16 protein-coding genes are annotated in these 25290 nt (G+C 59.4%); 7 read left to right on the top strand and 9 right to left on the bottom strand.

The window, feature by feature from the left end:
• The first annotated feature begins 75 nt into the window (after positions 1–75).
• The 3 genes from EDF82_RS05860 to EDF82_RS05850 all read left to right on the top strand — a co-directional run bounded on the left by EDF82_RS05860 (position 76) and on the right by EDF82_RS05850 (position 4870).
• Positions 76–846 (top strand): DeoR/GlpR family DNA-binding transcription regulator, encoded by a 771-nt coding sequence (locus EDF82_RS05860; RefSeq protein ID WP_123754629.1) that lies wholly within the window; start codon positions 76–78, stop codon positions 844–846.
• 305 nt (positions 847–1151) lie between these two features.
• Positions 1152–4367: a molybdopterin cofactor-binding domain-containing protein gene (locus EDF82_RS05855; RefSeq protein WP_123754628.1), complete on the top strand. Its 3216-nt coding sequence runs from the start codon at positions 1152–1154 to the stop codon at positions 4365–4367.
• Positions 4368–4411: 44 nt separating this feature from the next.
• A complete protein-coding gene (locus EDF82_RS05850) occupies positions 4412–4870 on the top strand; it encodes a (2Fe-2S)-binding protein (RefSeq protein ID WP_123754627.1) in 459 nt (152 codons plus the stop codon).
• Between the two features lie 961 nt (positions 4871–5831).
• Here EDF82_RS05850 and fdhF read toward each other — a convergent pair.
• Both fdhF and EDF82_RS05840 read right to left on the bottom strand, forming a co-directional pair.
• Entirely contained in the window at positions 5832–7979 is a 2148-nt protein-coding gene (gene fdhF, locus EDF82_RS05845; protein ID WP_123754626.1) for a formate dehydrogenase subunit alpha, read from the bottom strand.
• 242 nt (positions 7980–8221) lie between these two features.
• Complete coding sequence (locus EDF82_RS05840; protein WP_123754625.1) at positions 8222–9667, bottom strand: nucleobase:cation symporter-2 family protein; 1446 nt, start codon at positions 9665–9667, stop codon at positions 8222–8224.
• Positions 9668–10085: 418 nt separating this feature from the next.
• Here EDF82_RS05840 and ygfT point away from each other — a divergent pair, with 418 nt between their 5' ends.
• Entirely contained in the window at positions 10086–12026 is a 1941-nt protein-coding gene (ygfT, locus tag EDF82_RS05835) for a formate-dependent uric acid utilization protein YgfT (protein WP_123754624.1), read from the top strand.
• Positions 12023–12499: a 4Fe-4S dicluster domain-containing protein gene (locus tag EDF82_RS05830; protein WP_123754623.1), complete on the top strand. Its 477-nt coding sequence runs from the start codon at positions 12023–12025 to the stop codon at positions 12497–12499. The genes ygfT and EDF82_RS05830 overlap by 4 nt, the downstream gene beginning before the upstream one ends.
• A 69-nt stretch (positions 12500–12568) precedes the next feature.
• Here the strand turns inward: EDF82_RS05830 and ssnA are convergent, their stop codons facing one another.
• The 3 genes from ssnA to EDF82_RS05815 all read right to left on the bottom strand — a co-directional run bounded on the left by ssnA (position 12569) and on the right by EDF82_RS05815 (position 17870).
• Positions 12569–13903, bottom strand: coding sequence for a putative aminohydrolase SsnA (gene ssnA, locus EDF82_RS05825; RefSeq protein ID WP_123754622.1), 1335 nt, complete (start codon positions 13901–13903; stop codon positions 12569–12571).
• Positions 13900–17004 (bottom strand): putative selenate reductase subunit YgfK, encoded by a 3105-nt coding sequence (gene ygfK / locus EDF82_RS05820; protein WP_123754621.1) that lies wholly within the window; start codon positions 17002–17004, stop codon positions 13900–13902. Before ygfK ends, ssnA begins: the two co-directional genes overlap by 4 nt.
• Positions 17005–17288: 284 nt before the next feature.
• Entirely contained in the window at positions 17289–17870 is a 582-nt protein-coding gene (locus EDF82_RS05815) for an NTP transferase domain-containing protein (RefSeq protein ID WP_123754620.1), read from the bottom strand.
• Between the two features lie 34 nt (positions 17871–17904).
• Between EDF82_RS05815 and yqeC the strand changes: the two genes are divergently transcribed.
• A complete protein-coding gene (yqeC, locus tag EDF82_RS05810; RefSeq protein WP_123754619.1) occupies positions 17905–18672 on the top strand; it encodes a selenium cofactor biosynthesis protein YqeC in 768 nt (255 codons plus the stop codon).
• 23 nt (positions 18673–18695) lie between these two features.
• On the top strand, positions 18696–20321 hold the full coding sequence (yqeB, locus tag EDF82_RS05805) for a selenium-dependent molybdenum cofactor biosynthesis protein YqeB (RefSeq protein WP_123755492.1): 1626 nt from the start codon (positions 18696–18698) through the stop codon (positions 20319–20321).
• A gap of 70 nt (positions 20322–20391) precedes the next feature.
• Here the strand turns inward: yqeB and arcC are convergent, their stop codons facing one another.
• Genes arcC through dpaL form a run of 4 tightly spaced genes read right to left on the bottom strand, consistent with a single transcriptional unit; the run spans position 20392 to position 25266 of the window.
• Positions 20392–21324: a carbamate kinase gene (gene arcC / locus EDF82_RS05800; protein WP_123754618.1), complete on the bottom strand. Its 933-nt coding sequence runs from the start codon at positions 21322–21324 to the stop codon at positions 20392–20394.
• Positions 21325–21336: 12 nt separating this feature from the next.
• Positions 21337–22743, bottom strand: a complete 1407-nt coding sequence (hydA, locus tag EDF82_RS05795; protein WP_123754617.1) for a dihydropyrimidinase — start codon at positions 22741–22743, stop codon at positions 21337–21339.
• A gap of 50 nt (positions 22744–22793) precedes the next feature.
• Positions 22794–24005, bottom strand: a complete 1212-nt coding sequence (locus EDF82_RS05790) for a YgeY family selenium metabolism-linked hydrolase (RefSeq protein WP_123754616.1) — start codon at positions 24003–24005, stop codon at positions 22794–22796.
• Between the two features lie 52 nt (positions 24006–24057).
• Entirely contained in the window at positions 24058–25266 is a 1209-nt protein-coding gene (gene dpaL, locus EDF82_RS05785) for a diaminopropionate ammonia-lyase (protein WP_123754615.1), read from the bottom strand.
• Between the last annotated feature and the right edge of the window lie 24 nt (positions 25267–25290).

Genomic DNA, 25290 nt, shown 5'->3' with positions numbered 1-25290 from the left:
GACGGGTTGACAGAGCAAGGGCCAATGCATGATCATGCTCTTTATTGCTCGATTAAGGTTAATAAAGGAGTTTGTGTGCTCGATTATGCAGCTTTCCCTCAGCAGCGACAAGCGCTTATTTGTCAGATCCTTCAGGAGAACGGGCGGGTGGTATGTGCGGAGCTGGCGACCCGCTTAAACGTCTCAGAGCACACTATTCGCCGGGATCTGCATGAACTGAGCAAAGATGGCTTTTGCAAAAAGGTCTACGGCGGTGCGGTTATGAACCTGCCGGAAGCCGGCGACTACAGCGATCGCAAAGACAAAAATACGGCAACAAAACTCAGGATCGCGCAGAAATGCGCAAGACTGGTGAAATCCGGCGGCTGTATTTTTATCGATACCGGCACCACCAACCTGGCGATGGCCGAAGCGTTGCCGGCAGAGCTGGCGCTGACGGTGGTAACTAACTCCCCGGAAATCGCCGCGGTGCTGCTGAAAAAGCCGCGCTATGACGTGGTGATGCTTGGCGGGCAGGTGCAGCGGGCCTCGGGCGGTTGCGTCGGCGCCTCGGCGGTGGCCCAGCTGCAGGGCGTGCTGTTTGACCAGGGGTTTATAGGCGGCTGTGCGATGGCGCCGGAGTCGGGCCTGACCGGGTTTGACTACGCCGATTGTGAGTTCAAAAAAGCGGTGATTAAACAGTGCAGTGAGATAATCGTCGGCCTGACCTCCGATAAAATCCCGGCGGTGGCCCGGTTTGTGGTGACCGAAAGCAGCGGGATCGATGTGCTGGTGGTGGAGGAGAACGTCAGCCGGCAGTACCGCGATGCCTTCCGTGAGCACGATATCCGCATCTATACCGTCTGACTCCCCGGTCTTAGGTCGCCGACAGTCGCGCAGGCGACCTTTATTAAATTGAGAAATTCCCCTTTATCACTTTGATAATTTCGCCGCTTGCCCGCCGTCTTCCGGCCCGGCGACGCGCCAATCCTCACGATTTTTCCCTGCTGCCGCTGCTTTTTGCGTTTGCAGTCACAAAAAGCAGCGCTAACTTCCTGCCCGCATAACTCTGGCACAGATATTGGATTTAGTAGTCCCCGATGAGGCTTTACCCGTGGTGAATCAGGCCAGCGCCGGGTTTGCCAACAACGGTCAATAATAAGGGGAATGCTATGTGTGCTTTACGTTCGGCGTCGCCAGGGCGTGTGGATGGTCAGGCGAAAGTCAAAGGAACGGCCATTTATGGCGATGATATCACCCTGCCGGGCATGCTCTTTGGGGTTTGCCGCTACGCGGATATCCCGGCGGGCAAAATTGAACAGCTCGATTTAGACGAGGCGCTGGCGGTTGACGGCGTCGTGAAGATCGCCACCTGGCAGGATATTCCCGGGGAGTCGGTGGTGGGCGTAATTGTGAAAGACTACCTGCCGATCATCAAAGATGAGGTGGTCTTTCATGGTGACGTCATCGCCGTTGTGGCCGCAACGACCTATGAAGCCGCCTGTGAAGCCGCCGACAAAATTCGCGTCCGCTATACGCCCTATACGCCGCTCACCGATATCGAACAGGCGCTGGCGCCGGACGCCCGTCGGATACACCCCGAACGCAGCGACAACATCGCCGCGCATCATCACACCCTCAAAGGGGATATCGACAAGGGGTTTGCCGAAGCCCGCCACGTGCTGGAACGCGAGTATGAAGTCGGTTTTCAGGAGCACGCCTACATCGAACCGGAAGTGGTTCTCAGCTGGTTAGACCCGACCGACGGCAGCCTGATTATCTCGGGCTCGATTCAAAACCCGCATCGGGTACGCGGTTTCGTCGCGAAATTTATGGGCTGCCCGCAAAGCATGATTAACATTAAGCGTGCGGTGATGGGCGGCTCTTTTGGCGGTAAAGACGATGTGATTGACCATCTGGCCTGTCGCTCGGCGTTGCTTACCCGCTTAACCGGGAGACCGGTGAAATTTACCTACACCCGCGAGCAGTCAATCATCGAAAGCTGTAAGCGTCACCCTTACAAAATGAAGTACAAGGTGGGCCTCAACGAGGCGGGACATATTGTGGCGATGAAAGTCACCATTCTGGCGGACAGCGGTGGCTATGCCGCCTCTTCGCCATTTGTCACCTGGCGCTCTTCAGTGCAGGCCGCGGGGCCGTATCGTATCCCCAATGTTCACATCGATGTGAAAGCGGTCTACACCAATAACAGCTACACCTCGGCGATGCGCGGCTTTGGCTCACCGCAGGTGGTGTATGCCCATGAATCGCTGATGGATGAGATTGCGGATTACCTCAACATGTCGCCGGTGACGCTACGGGAAATCAACGCGCTGCGCCAGGGCGACACTTCAATCACCGGGCAGGTTTTTGATAAACACACCGTGTCGGCGATCGAGGTGCTGAAAAAAGCCAGCAGCTCGGCGGAGTTTATGGCCAAACGCCAGCGCTATCATCTGCTGAACCAGCAGGGCGGCGTCTGGCGCTACGGTATTGGTCTGGCGCTCAGCTATCGCGGCTGCTCCATCGGGGCGGAAGGGGTCGATACCTCAACGGCGTTGATTCAGGTTAACGAAGACGGCAGCGTCAATATCGCGACCTCGGTGTCGGAAAACGGCCAGGGGCTGCAGACCACTATGTCGCTGATTGCCGCGCAAGCCTTTGGTATTGACCTTGCGGAGATCCACTTCAGCGAGCCGCCAACCTCGGTGATTGGCGACGGTGGTTCAACGGCGGCTACGCGAGGAACCATGGTCGGCGGCGGGGCGATTCTTGATGCTGCAGAGAAGATCAAGCAGCGTATTCTCAGCGTGGTGGGCGACACCATCGGTACCGAGAAGCTTGCCGACACCCTGTGGCAGGACGGCCTGATTATCAACAAACATGATCCTCGCCAGCAGATGGATTTCAAAACTGCGGTGAACAAAACCAAGTGGGCCAGCGTCAGCCTGACCGAATACGGCTGGTTTGTGCCGCCGCCGATCCACTGGGACGAAGAAAAAGGCTGCGGCAGCCCTTATTTCACCTGGGTTTATGGGTGCCAGGTGGCGGAAGTTCGGGTGAACACCAGCACCGGGAAAACCGACCTGCTACACGTAACCGCCGCGCATGACGTCGGGCGGATCCTCAACCCGGTAGGTTTCGAAGGGCAGGTGTGCGGCGGTATCGCTCAGGGGTTTGGCTATGCGCTGCTGGAAGATTTCAATATCGAGCACGGCCAGGTGAAGTCAGAAAACTTCGACAGCTACCTGTTGCCCACCATCAAAGATATTCCGCGCATGACGGTGATTGGCGTTGAGAACCCGGATATTGCCGGGCCAATGGGGGCGAAGGGGATCGGCGAGCCGGCCACCGAACTGGCCGCTGCGGCGATCAACAACGCGGTCAGTTTTGCCCTGGGGACGCGGTTCAATAAGCTGCCGTTGACGCTGGAGCAGGTGATCCTCGGCTATAACCTGAAGAAACCGGCGCGCCAGAGTGAACTGATGATCGAGGCAGATAATAAAAAACAGGTGCTGCGCTTGACCGACGTAGAGGTGGTTCGTCCGCAAAGTCTGGAACAGGCGCTTACGCTGCTGGCCCAGGAAGGGGTGACGGCGATTGCGGGGGGGACGGATGTCATTGTGCAGGGACGGTTGCAAACCCGGCCGATGAAGCTGGTGGATATTTCCCGCCTGCCGGAACTGATCGGGATAACGGAAGATCCACACACCCATGAGGTGATGATTGGCGCCGCGATGGCATTCAATCGTATTACCGAGCATCCGCTGCTGCGTGAACGCTATCCGCTGCTGGTGCAGGCCTGTCATACGGTGGGTTCGCACCAGATCCGCAACCGTGCCACTATCGGCGGCAATATCGTCAACGCCGCGCCCTGCGGTGATTCGCTCCCGCCGGCCATTCTCTACGATGCCAGTATCGAACTGCGTTCGCTGCACGGCGTGCGGCGGATGGCGCTGAGTGAGTTTGTGCTCTCCGGCTACAAAACCCAGCGTCAGGCGGATGAACTGCTGACCAAGGTGATCCTGCCGCCGCCGGCCAGGCCGCACGCCGCCGGTTTTTATCATCAGCTGGGGCGCCGCAACGCGCTGAATATCACCCGCCAGAGCCTGAGCGCGCTGATGGAGTTCGATAGCGACGGGACCGTCAGCTACTGCCGGCTGGTGGATGGCGCATTGTTTAGCAAGCCGCAGCGGTTGCTGGATGTTGAACGCTGTCTGACGGGCCATGTGCTGAATAGTGACACCGTGGAGAGCGCCTGCGAGGTGCTGGATAAGCTGATCTATGCCGCTATCGGCAAGCGCTGGTCTGCCGCCTACAAACAGCCGGTCTTTATCAGCATGTTCCGCGACATGATGGCACAGGCGCAACTGGCCCATGGGAAATAATTATTACAACCGGGGCGCGGCGTCGCCCTGTACAGGACTGAGCAATGAGCACAATTAACGTAAAGGTGAATGGCAAGCTGGTGAAGGCAAAGGTTGAGGGCCGCATGCGGCTGCTGGATTTGGTGCGGGATACCCTGCATTTGACCGCCACCAAAGAGGGTTGCTCCATCGGGGAGTGCGGGGCCTGTACGGTATTGATGGATGGCAATGCCGTCTGTTCCTGTATGGTTCTGGCGGGGCAGTGTGACGGGGCGGAGATAACGACCCTCGAAGGGCTGAACGATAACCCGCTGACGCAAAAGCTTCAGCAGGCGTTTGTCGAAAAAGGGGGCGTGCAGTGCGGTTTTTGTACGCCAGGCGTGCTGGTGAGCACCACCGCGCTGTTGACCGCCGAGCCCAACCCGACGGATGAGCAGCTCAAGGATGTGCTGGAAGGCAATATCTGCCGCTGCACCGGCTATCAACCGATCCTGGATTCAATCCACCATGCCTTAAAGTCGTAGCCGTACAACCCCGGGGGCGGCGCAGATGCGCCTTGCCCGGGCTACGGGTCGTGCAGTCTGGTAGCCCAGACAGGTGCGCAGCACCGCCTCCGGGGAGGCGGCGTGGTTAACCCATCGCGCTTTCATGCTGGCGGGCTTCCGGCTTGCCGTACTCGTCAGTCACCGACAGCCCGGCGATGTTCCCGGGGGCGGCGCAGATGCGCCTTGCCCGGGCTACCGGCTGTGCGTTTGGTAGCCCGGACAGGTGCGTAGCACCGCCTCCGGGGAAGCGACGTGATTAATCCTGCGCTTTCGCGCAGGCGGGCTTTCAGCTTGTCGTGCTCGTCAGTCACCGACAGCCCGGCGATGTTCCCGGGGGCGGCGCAGATGCGCCTTGCCCGGGCTACGGGTCGTGCAGTCTGGTAGCCCGGACAGGTGCGCAGCACCGCCTCCGGGGAGGCAGCCTGGTTAACCCATGGCGCTTTCGAGCAGGCGGGCTTCCAGCTTGTTGTGCTCGTCAGTCACGGACAGTTCGGCGATGTTCCCGGGGGCGGCGCAGATGCGCCTTGCCCGGGCTACGGGTGTGCAGTCTGGTAGCCCGGACAGGTGCGCAGCACCGCCTCCGGGGAGGCGACGTGATTAATCCATTGCGCTTTCGCGCAGGCGGGCTTTCAGCTTGTCGTGCTCGTCAGTCACCGACAGCCCGGCGATGTTCCCGGGGGCGGCGCAGATGCGCCTTGCCCGGGCTACGGGTCGTGCAGTCTGGTAGCCCGGACAGGTGCGCAGCACCGCCTCCGGGGAGGCAGCCTGGTTAACCCATTGCGCTTTCGCTCAGGCGGGCTTCCGGCTTGTCGTGCTCGTCAGTCACGGACAGTTCGGCGATGTTCCCGGGGGCGGCGCAGATGCGCCTTGCCCGGGCTACGGGTGTGCAGTCTGGTAGCCCGGACAGGTGCGCAGCACCGCCTCCGGGGAGGCGGCGTTATTAACCCATCGCGCTTTCGTGCAGGCGGGCTTTCAGCTTGCTGTACTCGTCAATCACATACTGCTCGGCGGCGCGTTGATCGGCGATGCGCTCAACGTTCACGGCGCAGTACTTGTACTCCGGCGTCTTGGTTATCGGGCTCAGGTTCTCGGTCACCAGCTCGTTACAGGCGCCAATCCACCACTGGTAGGTCATATAGACCGCCCCTTTATTCGGCCGGTCGCTGACCTGGGCACGGGTGATGATCCGCCCTTTGCGCGAATTGACCCACACCAGCGCTTCATCTTCAATCCCCAGACGCGCGGCGTCGGCGGTGTTGATTTGCGCATAGCCCGGTTCATCCGCCAGCGCGGCCAGCGCCGCACAGTTGCCGGTCATCGAACGACACGAATAGTGGCCCACTTCACGCACCGTGGAGAGCACCATCGGGTACTCGTCGGTCAGCTTGTCAATCGGCGCAACCCAGTCGCAGGTATAGAACTGCGCCAGGCCGTTCGGCGTGGAGAAGGTCTCTTTAAACAGATAAGAGGTCCCCTGATCGGCATCGGACTCGTCGCGACACGGCCACATGATGTAGCCCAGCTCGCCCATTTTCTCGTAGGTGGCACCGTAAAAGTTCGGGCACAGATGCCGCAACTCGTCCCAGATCTCCTGGGTATTGTTGTAGTGCATCGGGTAGCCCATCCGGGTGGCGATTTCACTGATGATCTGCCAGTCGGTTTTCAGGTCCCACTTCGGCTCTACCGCTTTAAAGAAGCGCTGGAAGCCACGGTCGGCGGCGGTATAGACGCCTTCATGCTCGCCCCACGACGTTGACGGTAAAATCACATCCGCCGCCGACGCGGTTTTGGTCATAAAGATGTCCTGGACGATAACCAGCTCCAGCTCTTCAAAGGCTTTACGCACGGCGGACAGCTCGGCGTCGGTCTGGAGCGGATCTTCCCCCATGATGTACGCCGCCCGCACTTCGCCATGTGCCGCACGGTGCGGCAGCTCGCTGATGCGGTAGCCGGTATGTTCCGGCAGGCTGTCGACGCCCCAGGCTCTGGCGAACTTCTCGCGGTTTTCCGGGAACTTCACATACTGGTAGCCTGGATAGGTATCCGGCAGCGCGCCCATATCGCAGGCACCCTGGACGTTGTTCTGCCCGCGCACCGGGTTGACGCCGACGCTCGGTTTACCGAGGTTGCCGGTCATGATCGCCAGGCTGGTCAGCGAGCGGACGGTTTCCACCCCCTGGTAGAACTGGGTGACGCCCATGCCCCACAGGATCGCGGCGGATTTGGCGCTGGCGTACATCCGGGCGCATTCGCGGATTTGCTGCGCGCTGACGCCGGTGATCGCTTCAACCGACTCCGGCGTGTAGCCTTCGACGATTTTGCGATACTCCTCAAAGCCCTCGGAACGGCTGGCCACGAAGGATTTATCGTAGAGATCTTCCTCGATGATGACATGCCCGATGGCGTTGAGCAGCGCGATGTTCGAGCCGTTTTTCAACGCGATGTGCATATCGGCAATGCGCGCGGTTTCAATTTTGCGCGGATCGCAGACGATAATTTTCGCCCCATTGCGTTTGGCGTTAATCACGTGATTCGCCACGATGGGGTGTGAATCTGCCGGGTTGTACCCGAAGATAAACACGAGATCGGTGTTATCAATCTCTGTGATGGCATTACTCATGGCGCCATTACCGACCGACTGGTGCAGACCTGCAACCGAAGGGCCGTGTCAGACGCGCGCGCAACAGTCGACGTTATTGGTACCAATAACGGCGCGTGCGAATTTTTGCATCACATAGTTGGTTTCATTGCCGGTCCCGCGGGATGAGCCGGTGGTCTGGATAGCATCCGGGCCGTACTTGGCTTTAATCTCGCTGAGGCGGGTGGCGACGTAGTCGAGTGCCTCGTCCCAGGAGACGGATTCCAGTTTGCCGCCACGCTGACGGCGGATCATCGGGGTTTTCAGACGCGGGGTGAGGATCTGGGTATCGTTAATAAAGTCCCAGCCATAGTAGCCTTTCAGGCATAGGGTTCCCTGGTTATTTTTCCCCATGGCGGCTTCAGCACGGAGAATGTTCCCCGCTTCGGTCACCAGCCTGATCTTACAGCCGGCGGCGCAGTAGGGGCATACGGTCATCACGTTTTTCATTATGATAATTATCCTCGTCAGAGCGAAACGCAGGCTCAGTGGTTGAAAAAAAGCCAAAAATTAAAGCGGCTATCGAGGCAAAGATAAATGGCGTGCTGGACCACAGGCAGACTCAGCAGGGCAATAACGCTGGCAGCACAAGCAACGCGTAATAGCATGGCAATGGCTCCTGAAGTGGCGCAGAACCTGCGCGGAAAAAGGGAGTGGCGCCAGAACCTGCTCCGGCGCCACGGCAGCGAGGGTTACTCTTCGTTCTGGTGTTCTTTAACTTTGCGCATCAGTAGCCACATGCGCATGGTGCGTGGCTGACGTTTCGCGGCCTGGCTGTCGGGGATCAGGCCGGTATGTTTGTTGTAACCGTTGAAGAACAGGTTGAGCGTCACCGCGCTGAATGTGGCCAGCATGATGCCGCTGTGCAGCAACGGCTGCAGCACTTCCGGGAATTTTGAGAAAAAATCGTGCGACAGGGTTGGCGTCAGCCCCACGCCAAGGCTGATGGCAACGATATACAGGTTGTAGCGGTTGGTTGAATAGTTGATGCGCGCCAGGATACGGATGCCGGTTGCCAGCACCATGCCGAACATTACCAGCCCCGCGCCGCCCAGCACAAACTGCGGGATAGAGGCTACCAGTACCGCCATTTTTGGCACCATCCCGAACATGATCAGAATGGCTCCCGATGCGACGCAAACCCAGCGGCTGTGGACGCGAGTCACGCTGACCAGACCGACGTTCTGGGAAAATGAAGTATGCGGGAAGCTATTGAACAGTCCACCAAACAGCGTGCCGATACCATCAACACGCAGCCCACGCACGATATCCTGCGGCGTGAGTTTGCGACCGACAATTTCCCCGAGCGCCAGAAACATCCCCATCGACTCGATAAACACGATGATCACCACCGCGGTCATGGTGATAATTGAGATCGGGTCGAAGACCGGCGTCCCCAGCGCCATCGGCGTGACTATCGCAAACCAACTGGCATCATTCAGGCCGGTCAGGTTCACTTCATTCATCATCATCGACAGAAAAAAGCCGAACACGATCCCCAGCAGCACGGCGACGTTCGACATAAACCCTTTAGCAAAGCGGGTGACCAGCAGGATAAACAGCAGCACGGCGAAGGAGATGCACAGATAGACCGGATTACCGTAATCGGGGTTGCCTTTACCGCCGGCGGCCCAGTCGATCCCGACCTGCATTATGCTCAGGCCGATAGAGGTGATAACGACCCCGGTAACCAGCGGGGGAAACAGCGGCATCAGCCGCCCGATAAGCGGTGCCAGCAGGGTGGTAATGATCCCGGCGCCGATTGTCGCCCCGAAAATCCCCAACAGGCCAATATCGGGATGCATACCGATCGCCAGCATCGGCGTCACGGCGGCAAAGGTCACCGACATAATGACCGGCAGACGAATCCCCATAAAGCGGCCGATACCGATACATTGCAGCAGCGTGACCACGCCGCAGCAGAACAGGTCGGAGCTAATCAGGAGCGCGACCGTCTCCTTACTTAACCCCAGCCTGTCCCCGATCATCAAAGGCACGGCGACGGCGCCGGCATACATAACCAGAACGTGCTGCAAACCCAAAACAACCAGCTTCCCCGGAGACAAGACACGATCCACCTCATCTGTTGTGTGGGGGCTGCCAGAGACCGATGGTGGCTGAGAATCAATGGCGCTCATACTGTTTTACTCCTTATTATCCGACGAGCCTCTCTAAGAGGCGGGGTCGGGAAGAGGGATAAATAACAATGACAAAGACCTGCTGTGAATATGCTTAGGGAGTGCCAGTTTTTGGCAAGTGCGCTAGAACGTTGCTGAAATGCGTCGATGGTCACAGAACGTAGCGTTTGTGTGATGGTCGTGCGGGGTCTTGCGGCGGGCGAGACGCTGAGACGTCTCATTATGATAGGAATCAAATCATTCTGAATCGCAAGATGATTCAGCGTGCCGTGGGCGGGTGTCGGTCCGGCCGGAGAGCGGGGGCTTGTTTCTTTGAGGCGGTTCGCAAAAATCAATCTGTCAGTCAGCGGGGCGTAAAAAGCGCCTGATTATTGCATCGTGACCCTTGTACTTATTCAGAATAATAAAAGGGACGCACATGAATCGATTTATTGTCGCCGATGCCGCCCGCTGCATTGGTTGCCATGTTTGTGAGATAGCTTGTGTGACGGGGCATCACCAGGATGCCTGGCCGACACAGCGTCGTGACTTTCTTCCGCGTATCCACGTTGTCTTCCACCATAAGCAGAGCAGCGCCACCACCTGTCACCACTGTAACGACGCCCCCTGCGTCACCTCGTGTCCGACGCAGGCACTGTATCGGGCGAATAACAGCATTCAGCTTAAGCAGGCGGATTGTATTGGCTGTAAAAACTGCGTGATTGCCTGTCCTTTTGGCGCCATCGAGATGGCCGCCGCCGGGGATGAGCAGCCGCTGCTGGCGCAGAAGTGCGATCTCTGTAGTGAACATCCCTCTGGTCAGCCGTCCTGTGTCGCTGCTTGCCCGACGCAGGCGCTGACGCTGATGGATGATGCCGCTATCGAGCGGCTGCGCCGTGAACGGCAAATTCGTGCGGCTCAGGGGCAGGCGCCTGCGCCTCGGCAACAGGAACGACGTGAAGCCTTGCTGAATAAGGTGCCGCGCGTCGGCGCGAAAAAAGTCGACGCCGAGACGCGTAAGGCCCACTTCGCCGAGATTTACCACGGGCTGGACGCCGACAAGGCGCAATATGAGAGCGAGCGCTGCCTCTACTGCGCACAGAAAGCCTGGTGCAACTGGACCTGTCCGCTGCATAACCACATCCCGGACTTTATTCGTCTGGTTCAGGAGGGCGATGTGGTGGCGGCAGCGGAGCTGTGTCATCAAAGCAGTTCCCTGCCGGAAATTTGCGGTCGGGTGTGCCCGCAGGATCGCCTGTGTGAGGGGGCCTGCACCCTGAAAAAGGGCAGCGGGGCGGTTGCTATCGGTAATCTTGAGCGCTATATCACCGATAGCGCGCTGGCGATGGGCTGGCGGCCCGGCGTCGGTAATATCACTGCGCGAAAAGAGCGGGTGGCGGTGGTCGGTGCTGGCCCGGCTGGCCTGGGGTGCGCGGATATCCTCGCCCGCGCGGGCGTACAGGTGGAGGTTTTCGACAAGCATCCGGAAATCGGCGGCCTGCTGACCTTCGGTATCCCGCCCTTCAAGCTGGACAAAAGCGTGCTGCAGGCCCGAAGGACGATCTTCAGCGAGATGGGGATTACCTTCCATCTCAATCACGAAGTGGGGCGCGATGTCGCCTTTAGCGACCTGGTGGCGGGATATGACGCGGTGTTTCTGGGCGTCGGGACCTACGGCCTGATGGCGGCTGGTCTGGAAGGTGAAGACGCGCCGGGGGTGATTCAGGCGCTGCCGTTTTTGATTGCCAGCACCCGTGAGGTGATGGGGATTGAAGAGAGCCCGGAGTACCCGTTAACCGAGATTAAAGGTAAACGGGTGGTGGTGCTGGGGGGCGGCGACACGGCAATGGACTGCCTGCGTACTGCGATCCGCCGTGGGGCGACCAGCGTAACCTGCGCCTATCGCCGCGACGAGCTCAGCATGCCGGGGTCGAAAAAAGAGGTGGTGAACGCCCGCGAAGAAGGGGTCGAGTTCCAGTTTAACGTTCAGCCGCAGTACATCCTGCGTAACCGCAAAGGTCAGGTCAGCGCGGTCGGGATGATCCGTACCGCAATGGGCGAGGCGGGAGCCGATGGACGCCGTCGACCGCAGCCGGTGCCGGGATCCGAATTTGAACTGCCGGCGGATGTGCTGGTGATGGCGTTTGGTTTCCAGGCGCACGAGATGCCGTGGCTGCGCGGGCAGGGCGTTCAGCTCGACCGCTGGGGGCAGATCTGCACCGGCGGCAAAGGGCGCGGCGTTACGCAGACCGCTAATGACAAGATTTTTGCCGGTGGGGATGCGGTGCACGGCGCTGACCTGGTGGTGACGGCGATGGTGGCCGGGCGTCAGGCGGCCAACGACATGCTGGCGCTGTTCAGGCACAAGGAGGAGGTATGACGCATTTTATCGTTGCCAGTCCGCAGTCGTGCATTGGCTGTCGCACCTGTGAGGTCGCCTGCGCGTTGGCGCATATGGCCGAAGGCGCGGCGTTTCATCCGCGTCTGAAGGTGATGCGTCTCGATACCCTCAGCGTGCCGGTGATGTGCCATCAGTGTGAAAACGCCCCTTGCGTGACCGCCTGTCCAGTCGGGGCGCTTACGATGGGGAACTTGCGGGTAGAGGCGGATGCCGGGCGCTGTATCGGGTGTCAGGGCTGCGTGGTGGCCTGCCCCTTTGGCGCTATCACCGTTGTGACCGCCGCCGAACATCCACCGGCGATCGTCAAATGCGATTTGTGCGAGGGGCGCGAGCGCGGGCCAGCCTGTATGGATGTTTGCCCGACCGCGGCGCTTAGCGTGATGACCGAAGAGACGCTGGCGGCGTTACAAAAGCAGCGTAACGTTGCCACCGCCAGCCTGTTAACGCTGTAAAAAAACATGCTGGCCACCTCGGGTGACCAGCATGATATTCACTACGGTTGTTGGAAAACCGGAGCCGCCTCAGGCCAGGGCGTCCATCCGCTGCCACATTTTCGCCGCCGCTTTGCGGGCTTCGGCAAAAATCGGCTCACAGTAAAAGGTAAACTGCCGGTCTTCGTACACCATCACCCCGTTGACCATCACGCTATGCACGTGGCTGCTTCCCATCCCGAAGGCGAGGTGGCCGGCAATATTCTCCGCCACAAACGGCGTCGGGGAGAGGTAATCGTAGAAGGTTAAATCGGCTTTGTACCCCGCGGCAATCCGGCCAAACCGGGCGTTAAAGTTGCGGCTGAGCAGTTCATTGCCGTTACTCAACGCGCGGGCAAAGCTGTCCGGCCACAGCGGTCCGCCGGCGTCGCGGTGTTTGAAGAAGGCAAACTTGAGCTCCTCGAACATATCCGAGCCGATGCCGTCGGTGCCGAGCGCCAGGTTACGGAACGCCGCCAGCCGTTGGTTATAGCCGACGTGATTGTTCATGTTGGAGCGGGCGTTATGCACCAGAAAACCGTCCCGGGCATTCAGCAATTCAATGTCGCGATCGGATAAATAGAGCCCATGGGCAACCAGGGTTTTGTGGTCGAGCAGGTCGAACTCAGCCAGCCGCACCAGCAGGTCTTTGGCGTAATGATGGTGACTATGGGAGACATCATAGCGATCTTCCGCCGCGTGAATATGAAGCCCGCGCCCGGTGGCTTTCAGGGCTTCGGCCAGCATTACCAGGCCCTCATCCGGCACCGTGAACGGCGCGTGAGCGCCGATATGCGCTTCGACCAGATAGGGCGTGCTGCCCTGTTCCCGTGCGCTGTCGATTTCCCGCGCAAAGCGGATATTTTCCTCTACGCCGGCCTGCAGCTCTTTGGCGCCGCCGTTACGATCGGTGGTCTCAAAGCAGGTCATCCCCCGCAGCCCCACCTGCAAAAAAGCGCGCCGCAGCTGGCTTAGCGACCCGGCAATATAGCCAGGCGAAGCATGATGGTCGATAACCGCGGTGCAGCCGCTGCGGATCGCCTCCAGCGCGCAGATGACGCCGCTGTAGTACAGCGACTCTTCATCCAGCGTGCGGTCCAGTCGCCACCACAGGTTTTTGAGCGTTGAGATAAAATCCGGGCACGGTGGGATAGTGGCCTGAATACCGCGCGATAACCCGGAATAAAAATGGTTGTGTGAGCAGACGTTGCCCGGCATCACCAGCCGACCCTGCATCGCTTTGACGGTGGCCTGCGGATAGCGCTGGCTCAGGTCAGGGCCTACCTCGAGGATGGTATCGTTGTCGATAACAATATCGACATTGTCTTGTACGCTCGCCGGGTGCAGTTGCGCGACGGTGGCGTTTTTCAGTATCAGAATGTTCATACTTCGACGGCTCCTAGCAGGTAACGGTGGTGGCGATGAACATGGCTGATGATGCGGCACATGTCGGACAGCGGTGAGGGAACCTCATCAAACTGGCTGCTGTCATCGATAGTCAGCAGCCAGGTTTGCTGGTTCTGGCGGATGTGCACCTGGCGTGCATCAATCAGAAAACCGGGGTTGCTGCTGTGAGTGAAATCCTCGGCGAGGCTAAAGACGGTGATTTTGTCTTTATAGGGTTTACCCTGCCACGGACAGAACTGCGCGCAGTTGCCGCATTCATTGCAGAAAGCGTCAAGGTGCAGGGTCTGATAACGGTTCTTAAAGCCCGGTACCGCGATGGAGACGTTGGCGCGGTTAGGACAGACATCCACGCATTTACTGCAGACGTAGTTACACTCCAGGCAGCGGGCCGCTTCTTGCGTAACGAACGCCTCGCGGTCGTCCGGGCTGACCTCGGCAACCGCAATGGCGCCCTTGCGGCGATAGATCTCCGCCGGGTCGACGTTATTCCAGTGCTTATTAGCATGGTGACTGAGGATATTTTCGCGCGCCAGAATGGTGTCCGTGGCCCGCCGGGCATTGCCGATGGCCGAGACGATGGACGAGGGGCCGCGCTGCACGTCGCCGATCAGGAAGACGTTGGGCTGGCGGGTTTCGCCGTCGGCGGCCACTTCCGGCCAGCCGTGCTCATCGAGCGGAATGCCCATCGCCGCCAGCGCGTCGCTGTCCTGCTGCTCGCCGATGGCGGTGATCAGCGTGTCCACCTGCAACGTGCAGGTTTCAGGGGTATCTACGGGGCGGCGACGTCCTTTTTCGTCCGGCTCGCCAAGGGTCATCACGCGCAGCGTCAGCGTCCCGTCGGCGTCGTATCGCTCCGGGTTGTTGAGGAAACGGAACGCCACGCCATCGTGCTGGGCTTCTTCAAACTCTTCGCGCCAGGCCGGCATCTCCTGTTGTGAACGGCGGTAGACGATCGTCGCCTGCTCGACGCCAGGCACGCGCAGGGCCGCGCGGGCGCAATCCATCGCCGTATTCCCCGCGCCAATAATGGCGACATGTTTCCCCAGCTTCAGGTTATCGCCGCGGTTATATTCCCGTAGAAACTGCAGCGATTTGCGTACGTTGGGGTTATCGCCGCGCAGCGTCACGCCGCTGTTTTTATCGGTCCCGGTGGCGACCAGCACGTACTGGAACCCTTTTTGCTGCAGCTGTTCAACGCTCAGATGCGGGTCGCAGCCGTAGACAATATCGACGCCGTGACGGACGACAAAATCGATGTCCTGCTCAATGAGTTCGGCTGGTATACGAAACTGCGGGATGATATTGCGCACCACGCCGCCGGCGTTGGCCTCACGCTCAAACAGCGTAACCGGATGGCCGGCACGGGCGAGGAAATAGCCAGCAGCCAGCCCCGCCGGTCCGGCACCAATGACGGCCACCGGATGGCGGCTGCCGGAACCCGCCGGTTTATGCCAGCGGCGTTGGTAGTCGTCCCAACCTTTTTCCAGGGCAACTTTTTTCAGCTCGCGAATGTTAAGCGCGCTGTCGTAATCCAGGCGGGTGCAATTGTTCTGGCACTGGTGGTCGCAGATATGGCCGGTAATCGCCGGCAGCGCGTTACGCTGATAAATCAGATCCAGCGCCTCGGCATAGCGACGTTCCCCCATCAGGCGGATATATTCCGGGATATCCTGTTTGATGGCGCAGGCGGTCACGCAGGGGGCAACGTAACAGTCAGTCAGCGGCAGCGCTTCCCCGACATCAATGCGCTCATCGGGTTTCCACTGTTTCTGGGTGTAGTCCATGGTGACGGCTTTTTCCGCCAGGGCGTTCAGCCGTTGCACATCGACCTGTTTCATGTGCCAGCCGTCGGACTGCTCCAGTTCGCGCATGCATTCGCTAAGCCGCAAATAGCCGCCGGGTTTGAGCAGATCCGTCGCCATGGTAATCGGGTGGATCCCGGTTTCGAAGATCTCGCGAATGTTCAGCTGGCTGGCACCACCGGAGTAGGAGATGGGCAGTTTGCCGTCGAACGCCCGGGAGAGCAGGGCGGCGACGTTAATGGAGAGCGGGAACAGCGCTCGTCCGGACATGTACATTTCGTCTCCGGGCAGCGCGCCTTTGTTGTTGACGGTCCCGAGGGTATTGGTCAGTTTTACGCCGAAGCCGAGGTCGCGCGCTTTTGCCAGCTGCATCAGGCGCGCCAGCATCTCCAGCGCCCGGTCGATTTTCAGATCGTGCTCGAACGACGCTTCGTTGAGGCCAATATAGCCAAAGCCGCAGGTATCGAGTATTTCACGCACCCGCGAATAGCCCAGCAGCGTCGGGTTGAGCTTGACGAAGGTGTTGAGGTTTTTCTCTTCCAGCATATAGCGGCAGATGGCTTCAATCTCGTCGGGCGGGCAGCCGTGCATGGTCGAGAGCGTGACGCCCTGCACCAGGGTGGCGGGGATGCGCTGCGCCAGCGTCGCCAGTCGTGGGCGGATATCGTCGAGCCGGTGGCGAACCAGGAACGCGTCGTCATGCAGCCAGCGGTCGAGGATTTCGCGATAGCGGGCAAACTCCGGCTGGCTGGTGGCGTTGAGCATGGTGTGGATAAACTGCTGCATCGGCGGCTGCTTGATGCCGTCGAGGTTGTAGCCGACGCTCATATTGAAAATAAACGATTTCCCTGCCTCCATCGGCGTCAGGGGCAGGATCTCTTCCAGCAGATGCAGGATAAACCAGGCTTTCAGATACTCGTCGCTGGCCTTCTGCAGGGTAAATTCGGTCGACCATTCGGTGTTGAAACATTCATCTTCGGCGTCGATACAGGGCTTTTCCAGCTCCAGCCGGTCAAGGATCTGCACGGTTTTCAGTTCGATAAACCGCCCGCCGGTGAGCCAGGAGGTAATAATATTTTGCGCCAGTTGGGTATGCGGCCCGGCGGCAGGCCCGACCGGAGTCGCGCACGGTTCGCCGAACACGGTGATCCGCTGCTGGCGGGCCGGTGAGTAAAACTGCTGTTCGGGAATACCAAATATGGAACGATGCTGGTGGTATTCATCAAAGATGCGCGTCAATAATTCCTCAAATGGAACCGGACGCATAATATCTCCCATAACCCTCTCCTTAGATGAATCGGTGAATGCGCATGGCCCGCAGGGCAAACGCGCTGATGAATTAAGAGAGCAGGAGCAACAATCACACCAGTTATTAAATAATGAACAGGGCATGGTATGAAATTGTGAGAGGGATCGGATATTAATCGTGGTTTATGAAATGCATCACATGACGGAAATGCGAATTAAAATCACTCGCCGAGCGGGGTTTTATTTATTTCTCAAAATTATCGTGAGGCTATCACAATGATAATTTTACCGCAGTGAACATGGGCGACTGTGGGTCATTGCGACGTCGCGGTATATTGATGCAGGCGAGTAAAGTCGGCAGGGGTATCAACATCAAAGATAATCTCGGGATAATCGAGGGCCAGCTGGCGATGCGGGCCGCCCAGTAACGCCTGGCGAACGGAAGTCCCGGTGGCGCAGGCCAGGCGCTGTAGCAATATCTCTCGTGCAATAAGAATTGGATGGCCCGGCGTACCCTGATAAACCGGCAGGATTGCGCCCTGATAGCGTAAAGGCCAGAGGGTGCGAAATACCCGCGGGGTGAGACAAGGCAGATCGCCATGGGTGATAAAACAGTATTCGCTGTTCACGGCAAGGGCTCCGCAGCGCACCGATGAGAACAATCCCTGCGCATAATCGGCATTATACACCAGCGTTATTCGCGGGTCGTCGGCGTAGCGTGCCGCGAGCTGTTCGGCCTGAAAACCGGAGACCAGAATAATACGCGAACAGAACTGCAGGGCGTTTTTAATACTTGCATCAAGAATCGTTCCATTCTGCCAGGGTAACATCAATTTCCATTGCCCCATCCGGGTGGATAATCCTGCGGCAGTAATAATACAGTCGATGTGCTTCATAGGCCTCTTTATATAATGGAGTTGCAGCTGAAGAATGGAAAATATACCGCACGTTGCCGATCTGTTTTGTGATTCAGATGCGTTTGCCCGTCCGTTGCTTATTGCTGCGGTGGGCGCCGGAGGTAAAACCAGCACGTTATTGTGGCTGGCTGAACTGTTTTGTCGGGCCGGACGGCGGGTGCTGCTAACCACCACCACCCAGATGTATCTGCCGCAGCGGATGCCGGTGATGTTCTGTCGCGATCCGGGAAAGCTGCCGGATGCGGTGTGGCAACGTCCGCTGCAGGCCTGTTTCTCCCGCTGGCTGCCGCAGGCGGGAAAAGTGAAAGGCTTTACCCCAGCACAACTGGATGCGCTGTTGGCCCAGGCAAAGGTCGACGTGGTGCTGGTCGAAGCTGACGGCGCTCACGGTTTTGCACTCAAAGCGCCAGATCAGCACGAACCTTGCATCCCGTTATCCTGTCGCTGCGTCATTGCCGTGACGGGCGCCGGGTTGCTCGGGCAGTGCATCGGGCCAGACAGCGTTCATCGCTGGCCTCTTTTTTCCCGTATCACCGGGGCTGAAGCAGGCGCGAGGCTGGACTGGCCGATGTTGCATCGTCTGATTCAACATCCCCAGGGGGCTTTTAAAGGCGCGCCGCGACAGGCTCGCCGGATCTGGCTGCTGAATCAGCTTTCTCAAAATGAGAATTTGCCCGTCGACGACCTGCTTCAGCAGGGCGATGTGGATGCCATCTGGGCCGGCGCCGTACAGGAGCGACCGGCAATCAGGCGCAGACGAGTGAGACCCGTGCCGGGATGAAAGGGATAGCCATTGAGGTCGTTATGAATATTTTCTCTGAAGCTGCAAAATTCGAAGCACAAAACCGGCCGTTCGCCCTGGCCCAGATCGTCGACAGCCGGGGCTCGACGCCACGGCACTCGGCCCAGATGCTGGTCTGCGAGGACGGTACTATCGTGGGGACGATCGGCGGCGGCATGGTCGAGCGAAAGGTGATCGATGAGGCGCTGGCGGCGCTGCGGGAAAAAGCCTCGCGCATGTTTCATGGCCGGATGACGCGCAGCGGTAACGATGCCGTCGGCTCTGACTGCGGGGGCGCTATGTCGGTCTATATTAGCGTCCACGGTCTGCGCCCGCGGCTGGTGCTGATCGGCGCCGGACACGTCAACCGCGCCGTGGCGCAGAGCGCCGCGCTGTTGGGGTTTGATATCGTCGTCACAGATATCTACCGGGAGAGCCTTAACCCGGAATACTTCCCTCCTGCCACACAACTGATACATGCCGAATCGTTCAGCGCCGCCGTCGAGAAACTGGCGATCCGCCCGGACAATTTCGTGCTTATTGCCACCAACAATAAAGACCGTGAAGCGCTGGACCGCCTGATTACGCAGCCGCTGGCCTGGCTTGGTCTGCTGGCCAGCCGCCGCAAGGTGCAGGTTTTCTTACGCCAGCTGCGGGAAAACGGCGTGGCGGAATCACAGATCGCGCGCCTGCATGCGCCGGTGGGCTATAACATTGGCGCCGAGACGCCCAATGAGATTGCTATCAGCGTCCTGGCCGAGATCCTGCAGGTCAAAAATCATGCCCCGGGAGGGCTGATGATGGCGGCTGCGCATCCTTCACGACATTCGCTGGTGGTGATCCGCGGCGCTGGCGATATCGCCACCGGCGTCGCGCTGCGCCTGTGGCATGCCGGGTTTAAGGTGGTGATGCTGGAGGTGGAAAAACCGACGGTGATCCGCCGCAGCGTGGCCTTTGCCCAGGCGATATTTGAGGGCGAGATGACCGTTGAAGGGGTGATGGCGCGGCGCGTCTCATCGGTATCAGAGGCGCTGAGCATCGTTGAAAGTGGCGCGATCCCGCTGCTGGTTGACCCTCTCTGTGATTCACTGGCCGAGCTCAAACCCGCCAGCGTGGTCGATGCGATTCTGGCAAAAGAGAACACCGGCACCCACAGCGGGATGGCTCCGGTGGTCATTGCCCTTGGCCCCGGATTTTGCGTCGGCAAAGCCTGTCACGCGGTGGTAGAAACCAACCGTGGGCACTGGCTGGGGCAGGTGATTTATCAGGGCTGCGCCCAGGAAAATACCGGGATCCCGGGCAATATCCAGGGCCACACCTCCCGGCGGGTGATCCGCGCCCCGGCGGCGGGGGTTATGAATGGCAGAGTACAGTTGGGGGATATCGTCAAAGAGGGCGAGATCATCGCGACCGTTGGTAATCACGATATTCCGGCACCGCTGGGCGGTATGGTGCGCGGGCTACTGAACGACGGGCTGGTGGTCAACAGCGGTTTTAAAATCGGCGATATCGACCCGCGCGGCGCCGAAGCTGACTATACCAGCGTATCGGACAAAGCCAGGGCAATCGGCGGCGGGGTGCTGGAAGCGCTGATGACGCTGATGCACCGGGGAGTGAAAGCAAAAGAGGTGGTACTGACGGTAGCCTGATACCTGTGAGTACGTGGCATAGCAACAGGCCCGGCGATGTGCCGGGTCTGTTGCTATCAGGCGGACAGCGTTAACTCATGATCACCGTGCCGGTTTTCCCTTCGATGCCCTCCTGGGCTTTGCTCAGCACCGTAATTAAGGCTTTGCGCCCCGGGCGGGAGCGGGCAAAGGACACGGCGGCCTCCACCTTCGGCAGCATCGAGCCTTTAGCGAACTGGCCCTCCTGAATAAAGCGTTCGGCATCGCTGAGCGAGAGGGTATCCAGCCACTGTTGCTCCGGTTTGCCAAAATTGATCGCCACTTTCTCCACTGCGGTAAGGATAATCAGCATGTCGGCGTCAATCATCGCCGCCAGCCGGGCGCTGGCCCAGTCTTTATCAATGACCGCGCTGGCACCACGCAGATGCTGGCCTTCGCGAATCACCGGGATGCCGCCGCCGCCGACGGTAATCACCACGTGGCCGGCCTCCATCAGCGTTTTCACCGTCTCCTTCTCGACGATATCCACCGGCTGGGGCGATGCCACAACCCGCCGGTAGCCGCGTCCGGCATCCTCTTTCAGGGTATACCCCTGTTCACTCAGGCGGTCTGCTTCCTCTTTGCTGAAGAAGGAGCCGATGGGTTTGGTCGGATGCTGAAAAGCAGGATCGTCAGCGCTGACTTCGACCTGGGTAATCAGGGTGGCGACCGGTACCGACAGGCCGCGGCAGAGCAGCGCTTCGCGCAGGGCATTTTGTAAATCGTAACCAATGTACCCCTGGCTCAGGGCAACGCAGACCGACATCGGCAGCATCGGGGTGTGGGCTTCGGTTTTCGCCGCGGCTTCGAAGGCGAGATTGATCATCCCGACCTGGGGGCCGTTGCCGTGGGTGACAACCACCTGATGCCCCTGGGCAATCAGGTCAACGATGGCCTGTGCGGTTTGCCTGACGGCCTGCATTTGCCCGGCCAGATCGTCGCCTAAGGCATTGCCGCCGAGGGCGAGAACAATTTTCTTACTCATGGATTCCTCACTTTACGATGCGTGCCCGTTGACGGGGGCCTGAGCGGTGGAGAAGGGACTGCGACGCAAAAAACGGCCCTGGCCTGCGGTGCCGGTAAAATGGCCGTTATCAAAGATCACTCTGCCGCGAGACAGGGTCTGGCGGATCGCGCCCTGGCAGATAAACCCCTCCCAGGGCGAGTAGTCGGCGTTGTCGTGGAGCATCTCGTGGTGAATGGTGGTGGTCCGCCGTGGGTCGATGATCACCACATCGCCATCGGCGCCGGGCGCAAGCTGGCCTTTTTGCGGCCACAGGCCAAACAGCCTGGCGGGGGTCGCGCTGGTCAGCGCCACGAAGCGCTCCGGCGTGATACGCCCGGTCATCACCCCGTGTGAGAACAGCAGCAGCAGGCGGTTTTCCACTCCCGGCAGGCCGTTCGGACAGCGGCTGAAATCGCCGCCGGAAAGCTGCTGGCGCTGGGCCATCGAGAAGGCGCAGTGGTCGGTGGCGACCACGTCAATGGCGCCATCGCTGATGCCGCACCACAGGGCATCATTGTGGCTGGCGTTGCGCAGCGGCGGGCTCAGAAGATACTGCAGGGCGTCTTCCCGCTCGTAGCAACGGTCGTCGAGCAGCAGGTATTGCGGGCAGGTTTCGACCCAAACCGGCTGGCGGCGGGCCTGGGCCAGGCGTAAATAATCCAGCCCCAGGCCATTGGAGAGATGGACGATGTACAGCGGCGCATCACCCGCCAGCTGCGCCAGATTGATCATCCGGGCAATGGCTTCGGCTTCGCACTCCAGCGGTCGACTTAACGCGTGATAGCGCGGCGCGGTTTTCCCGGCGGCGAGAAACTCGGCGCGTTTTTGGGCGATGGCGGCATCATTTTCCGGGTGCACGGTCGTTAAGGCACCGGCGCGATGCAGATGGCGCAGCGCCTGCAGGACTTCATCATCATTGAGTTTGTACTGGTAGGTCAGGTAGATCTTAAAGCTGCTGATCCCCGCCTCGACCATCATCGGAATTTCATCGAGGATGGCGTGGTTAATATGCTGGATAACGCCATGAAAGCTGTAGTCGATCACCGCTTTGTAGGCGGCGTAACCGTGATAGGCCTCCAACTGGTGATGTAGCCGACAACCGGCCGGGCCGAAGCCCATATGGTCGATGATGGTTGTTGTACCGCCACACGCGGCGGCGCGGGTGCCGGTAAAAAAATCATCACAGCTGCGGGCGAGTCCGGTATCAATATTAAAGTGAGTGTGAACGTCGATGCCGCCGGGCATCACGTAGCACCCTTCGGCATCGATGGTATCGCAGGGCTGGTCAGGGGTTATCTGGTGGGCGATGCGGCTGACCCGACCGTTTTCGATAAGCAAATCCTGCTGTGTCTGACCGTCGGCGTTAACGATGGTGCCGTTTTTAATCAGTACGCGCATAAAGCCTCCAGACCCCCGTCGCCAGGCGACGGGAGGAGATGCAGACAAGATTATTCAGTTGCCAGCCAGCTCAGCGGGATGGCGGCATACATTGCAGCGCAGGTCACGAGGTGCGATTTCCAGGTTTTTTCATTCGGCGCGTGGGCTTCCGGCTCTTTACCCGGCCCGAAACCGATCACCGGAATGCCGTGGCGGCCCATGATTGAGACGCCGTTGGTGGAGAAGGTCCATTTGTCGACCACCGGTGCTTTGCCAAACAGCCCCTCGTAGGCGTTGCTCAGGGCGCGGACGGTGAAGTGGTTCTCTTCCACTTTCCAGGTCGGGAAGTAGCATTCGGTCGGGTAGACCAGACCGGTCCATGACGGGCGCTCGTAGTGGTACATCGACACCTCCGCTCCGGCCTGTTGCACCGCAGGCAGGGCGCGAATCTCATCCAGCGCCCCTTCCCAGGTTTCACCCCAGGTGAGGCGGCGGTCAATGGAGACCGCGCAGCTGTCGGCGACGGCGCAGCGGCTGGGGGAGGTGAAGAAGATTTCAGACACCGTCAGGGTGCCTTTGCCGAGAAACTCATCATCACCGAGACGCTGAGACAACTCCTGCAGTTCGTTGAGAATCGGCCCCATTTTGAAAATGGCGTTATCGCCGCGCTCCGGCGCGGAACCATGGCAGCTGATGCCCTGGACATCGACGCGAATCTCCATGCGCCCGCGCTGGCCGCGATAGATTTGGCAGTCCGTCGGTTCGGTGCTGACGACAAACTCCGGGCGAATACCGCTCTGCTCGATGATGTACTGCCAGCACAGACCGTCGCAGTCCTCTTCCTGAACGGTGCCGGTAACCAGCAGGGTATAGTCGTCTTCCAGACCAAGGTCTTTGATGATTTTGCCGGCATAGACCATCGAGGCCATTCCGCCTTCCTGGTCAGAGGTCCCGCGACCGCCGATCAGCTCATCGGTTTCCATGCCCTCATAGGGATCGAAGTTCCAGTTGTTGATGTTGCCGATGCCGACGGTATCGATGTGCGCATCCATCGCCACCAGTCGCGGGCCGTGGCCGATGTAGCCGAGCACGTTGCCCATCGGGTCGATGGTGACTTTGTCGAAGCCGACCTTCTCCATCTCTTCTTTAATGCGGTGGACAACGCGCTTCTCGTCGCAGCTTTCGCTGGGGATCGCCACCATATCGCGCAGAAAACGCGTCATGTCCTGCTGGTAGTGGTTCGCTTTTTCAACAATCAGTTTAAAGGGAATTTGCTTAGCCATGAATCAGGTCTCCAGTTCGTGTTTCCCGCATCGCGGGATGAAGTCATAGGGTTCAGAGAGGGGCGGGCGCCGCCGGATATTTACCTTCCCAGACGATCTCGCGGTAGTGCGTCACGTCGGTGTCGCCTTCGGTGCTGATGGTTAACACCACCGAGTCGCGGTCGAGGCCCAGTTTGTTCATCAGCGCATCGCGCTGCGGATGGAAATGAATGGCGGAGAGAATGCCCAGACCGACGGCGCCGGACTCGCCAGAAATTACCCGTGGGTCATCGCCGGTGGGGTTGCCGAGGACGCGCATCCCAAGGGCGGCGACCGCGTCCTGACAGGAGATAAACTGGGTGGCGCAGTTTCGTAGCACCTCCCAGCCCAGCGGGTTGGGCTCACCGCAGGCGAGGCCGGCCATAATCGTCGCCATGCTGCCGCCAACGTTAACGATGTGGCCTTTGACCCCAGAGCGATACAGGCAGTCCGCCCGTTCTGGCTCGACGATCACCGAATGAAGCTGGCGGGCGCCAAAAGTATCCACCAGATATCCCAGTACCCCGCCGGCCATCGCGCCGACCCCGGCCTGCAGGAATACGTGAGTCGGGCGGGCTATTCCCATCGCCGACATTTGCTCGACTGCTTCATCGGCGAGGGTGGCGTAACCCTGCATAATCCAGGTCGGGATTTTGCTGTAGCCTTCCCAGGCAGTGTCCTGCACCACTTCCCAGCCGTTTTTCTGCGCGGTCTGCATAGTGAAGCGGACGGTATCGTCATAGTTCATTTCGGTAACGATGCACTCGGCGCCAAGGCGCAGGATGGCGTCAACCCGCTCCTGAGCAGACCCTTTCGGCATATAAATCACCGCATTCTGCCCCAGTTGCTGCGCCGCCCACGCGACCCCGCGACCGTGGTTACCGTCGGTGGTGGTGGCGAAGGTCATCTTGTCTTTCATGCCGGAGCGGAAGGTTTCAAAAGAGAAATCGGCAATATCGAGATGGTATTTTTCACAGAGCAGCTGCGCGATGGCGTAGGCGCCGCCCAGCATTTTGAAGGCGTTAAGACCAAAGCGCTGTGATTCATCTTTGACCAGAATCGTTTTTACGCCGAACAGGGTCGCCAGCGATTTCAGCGAATACAGCGGCGTCGGTTGGTAACCGGCGATTTTTTGATGAAAATGACGTGCCTGTTGCGCCTGCTGGCGCGAAAACAACGGCGATGTTTCGCCGGTGAAAAAGCGGTTATCGGCAATATCCATTTTCAGAGAGAAAGCAGACATACACTGTCCTTATCCTGCATTGCG

This window comes from Klebsiella sp. BIGb0399, from assembly GCF_003752615.1.
Lineage (GTDB): Bacteria > Pseudomonadota > Gammaproteobacteria > Enterobacterales > Enterobacteriaceae > Klebsiella > Klebsiella lignicola.
The sequence above is the reverse complement of the archived record's forward strand: the minus strand, read 5'-3'. Positions and strand labels throughout refer to the sequence as shown.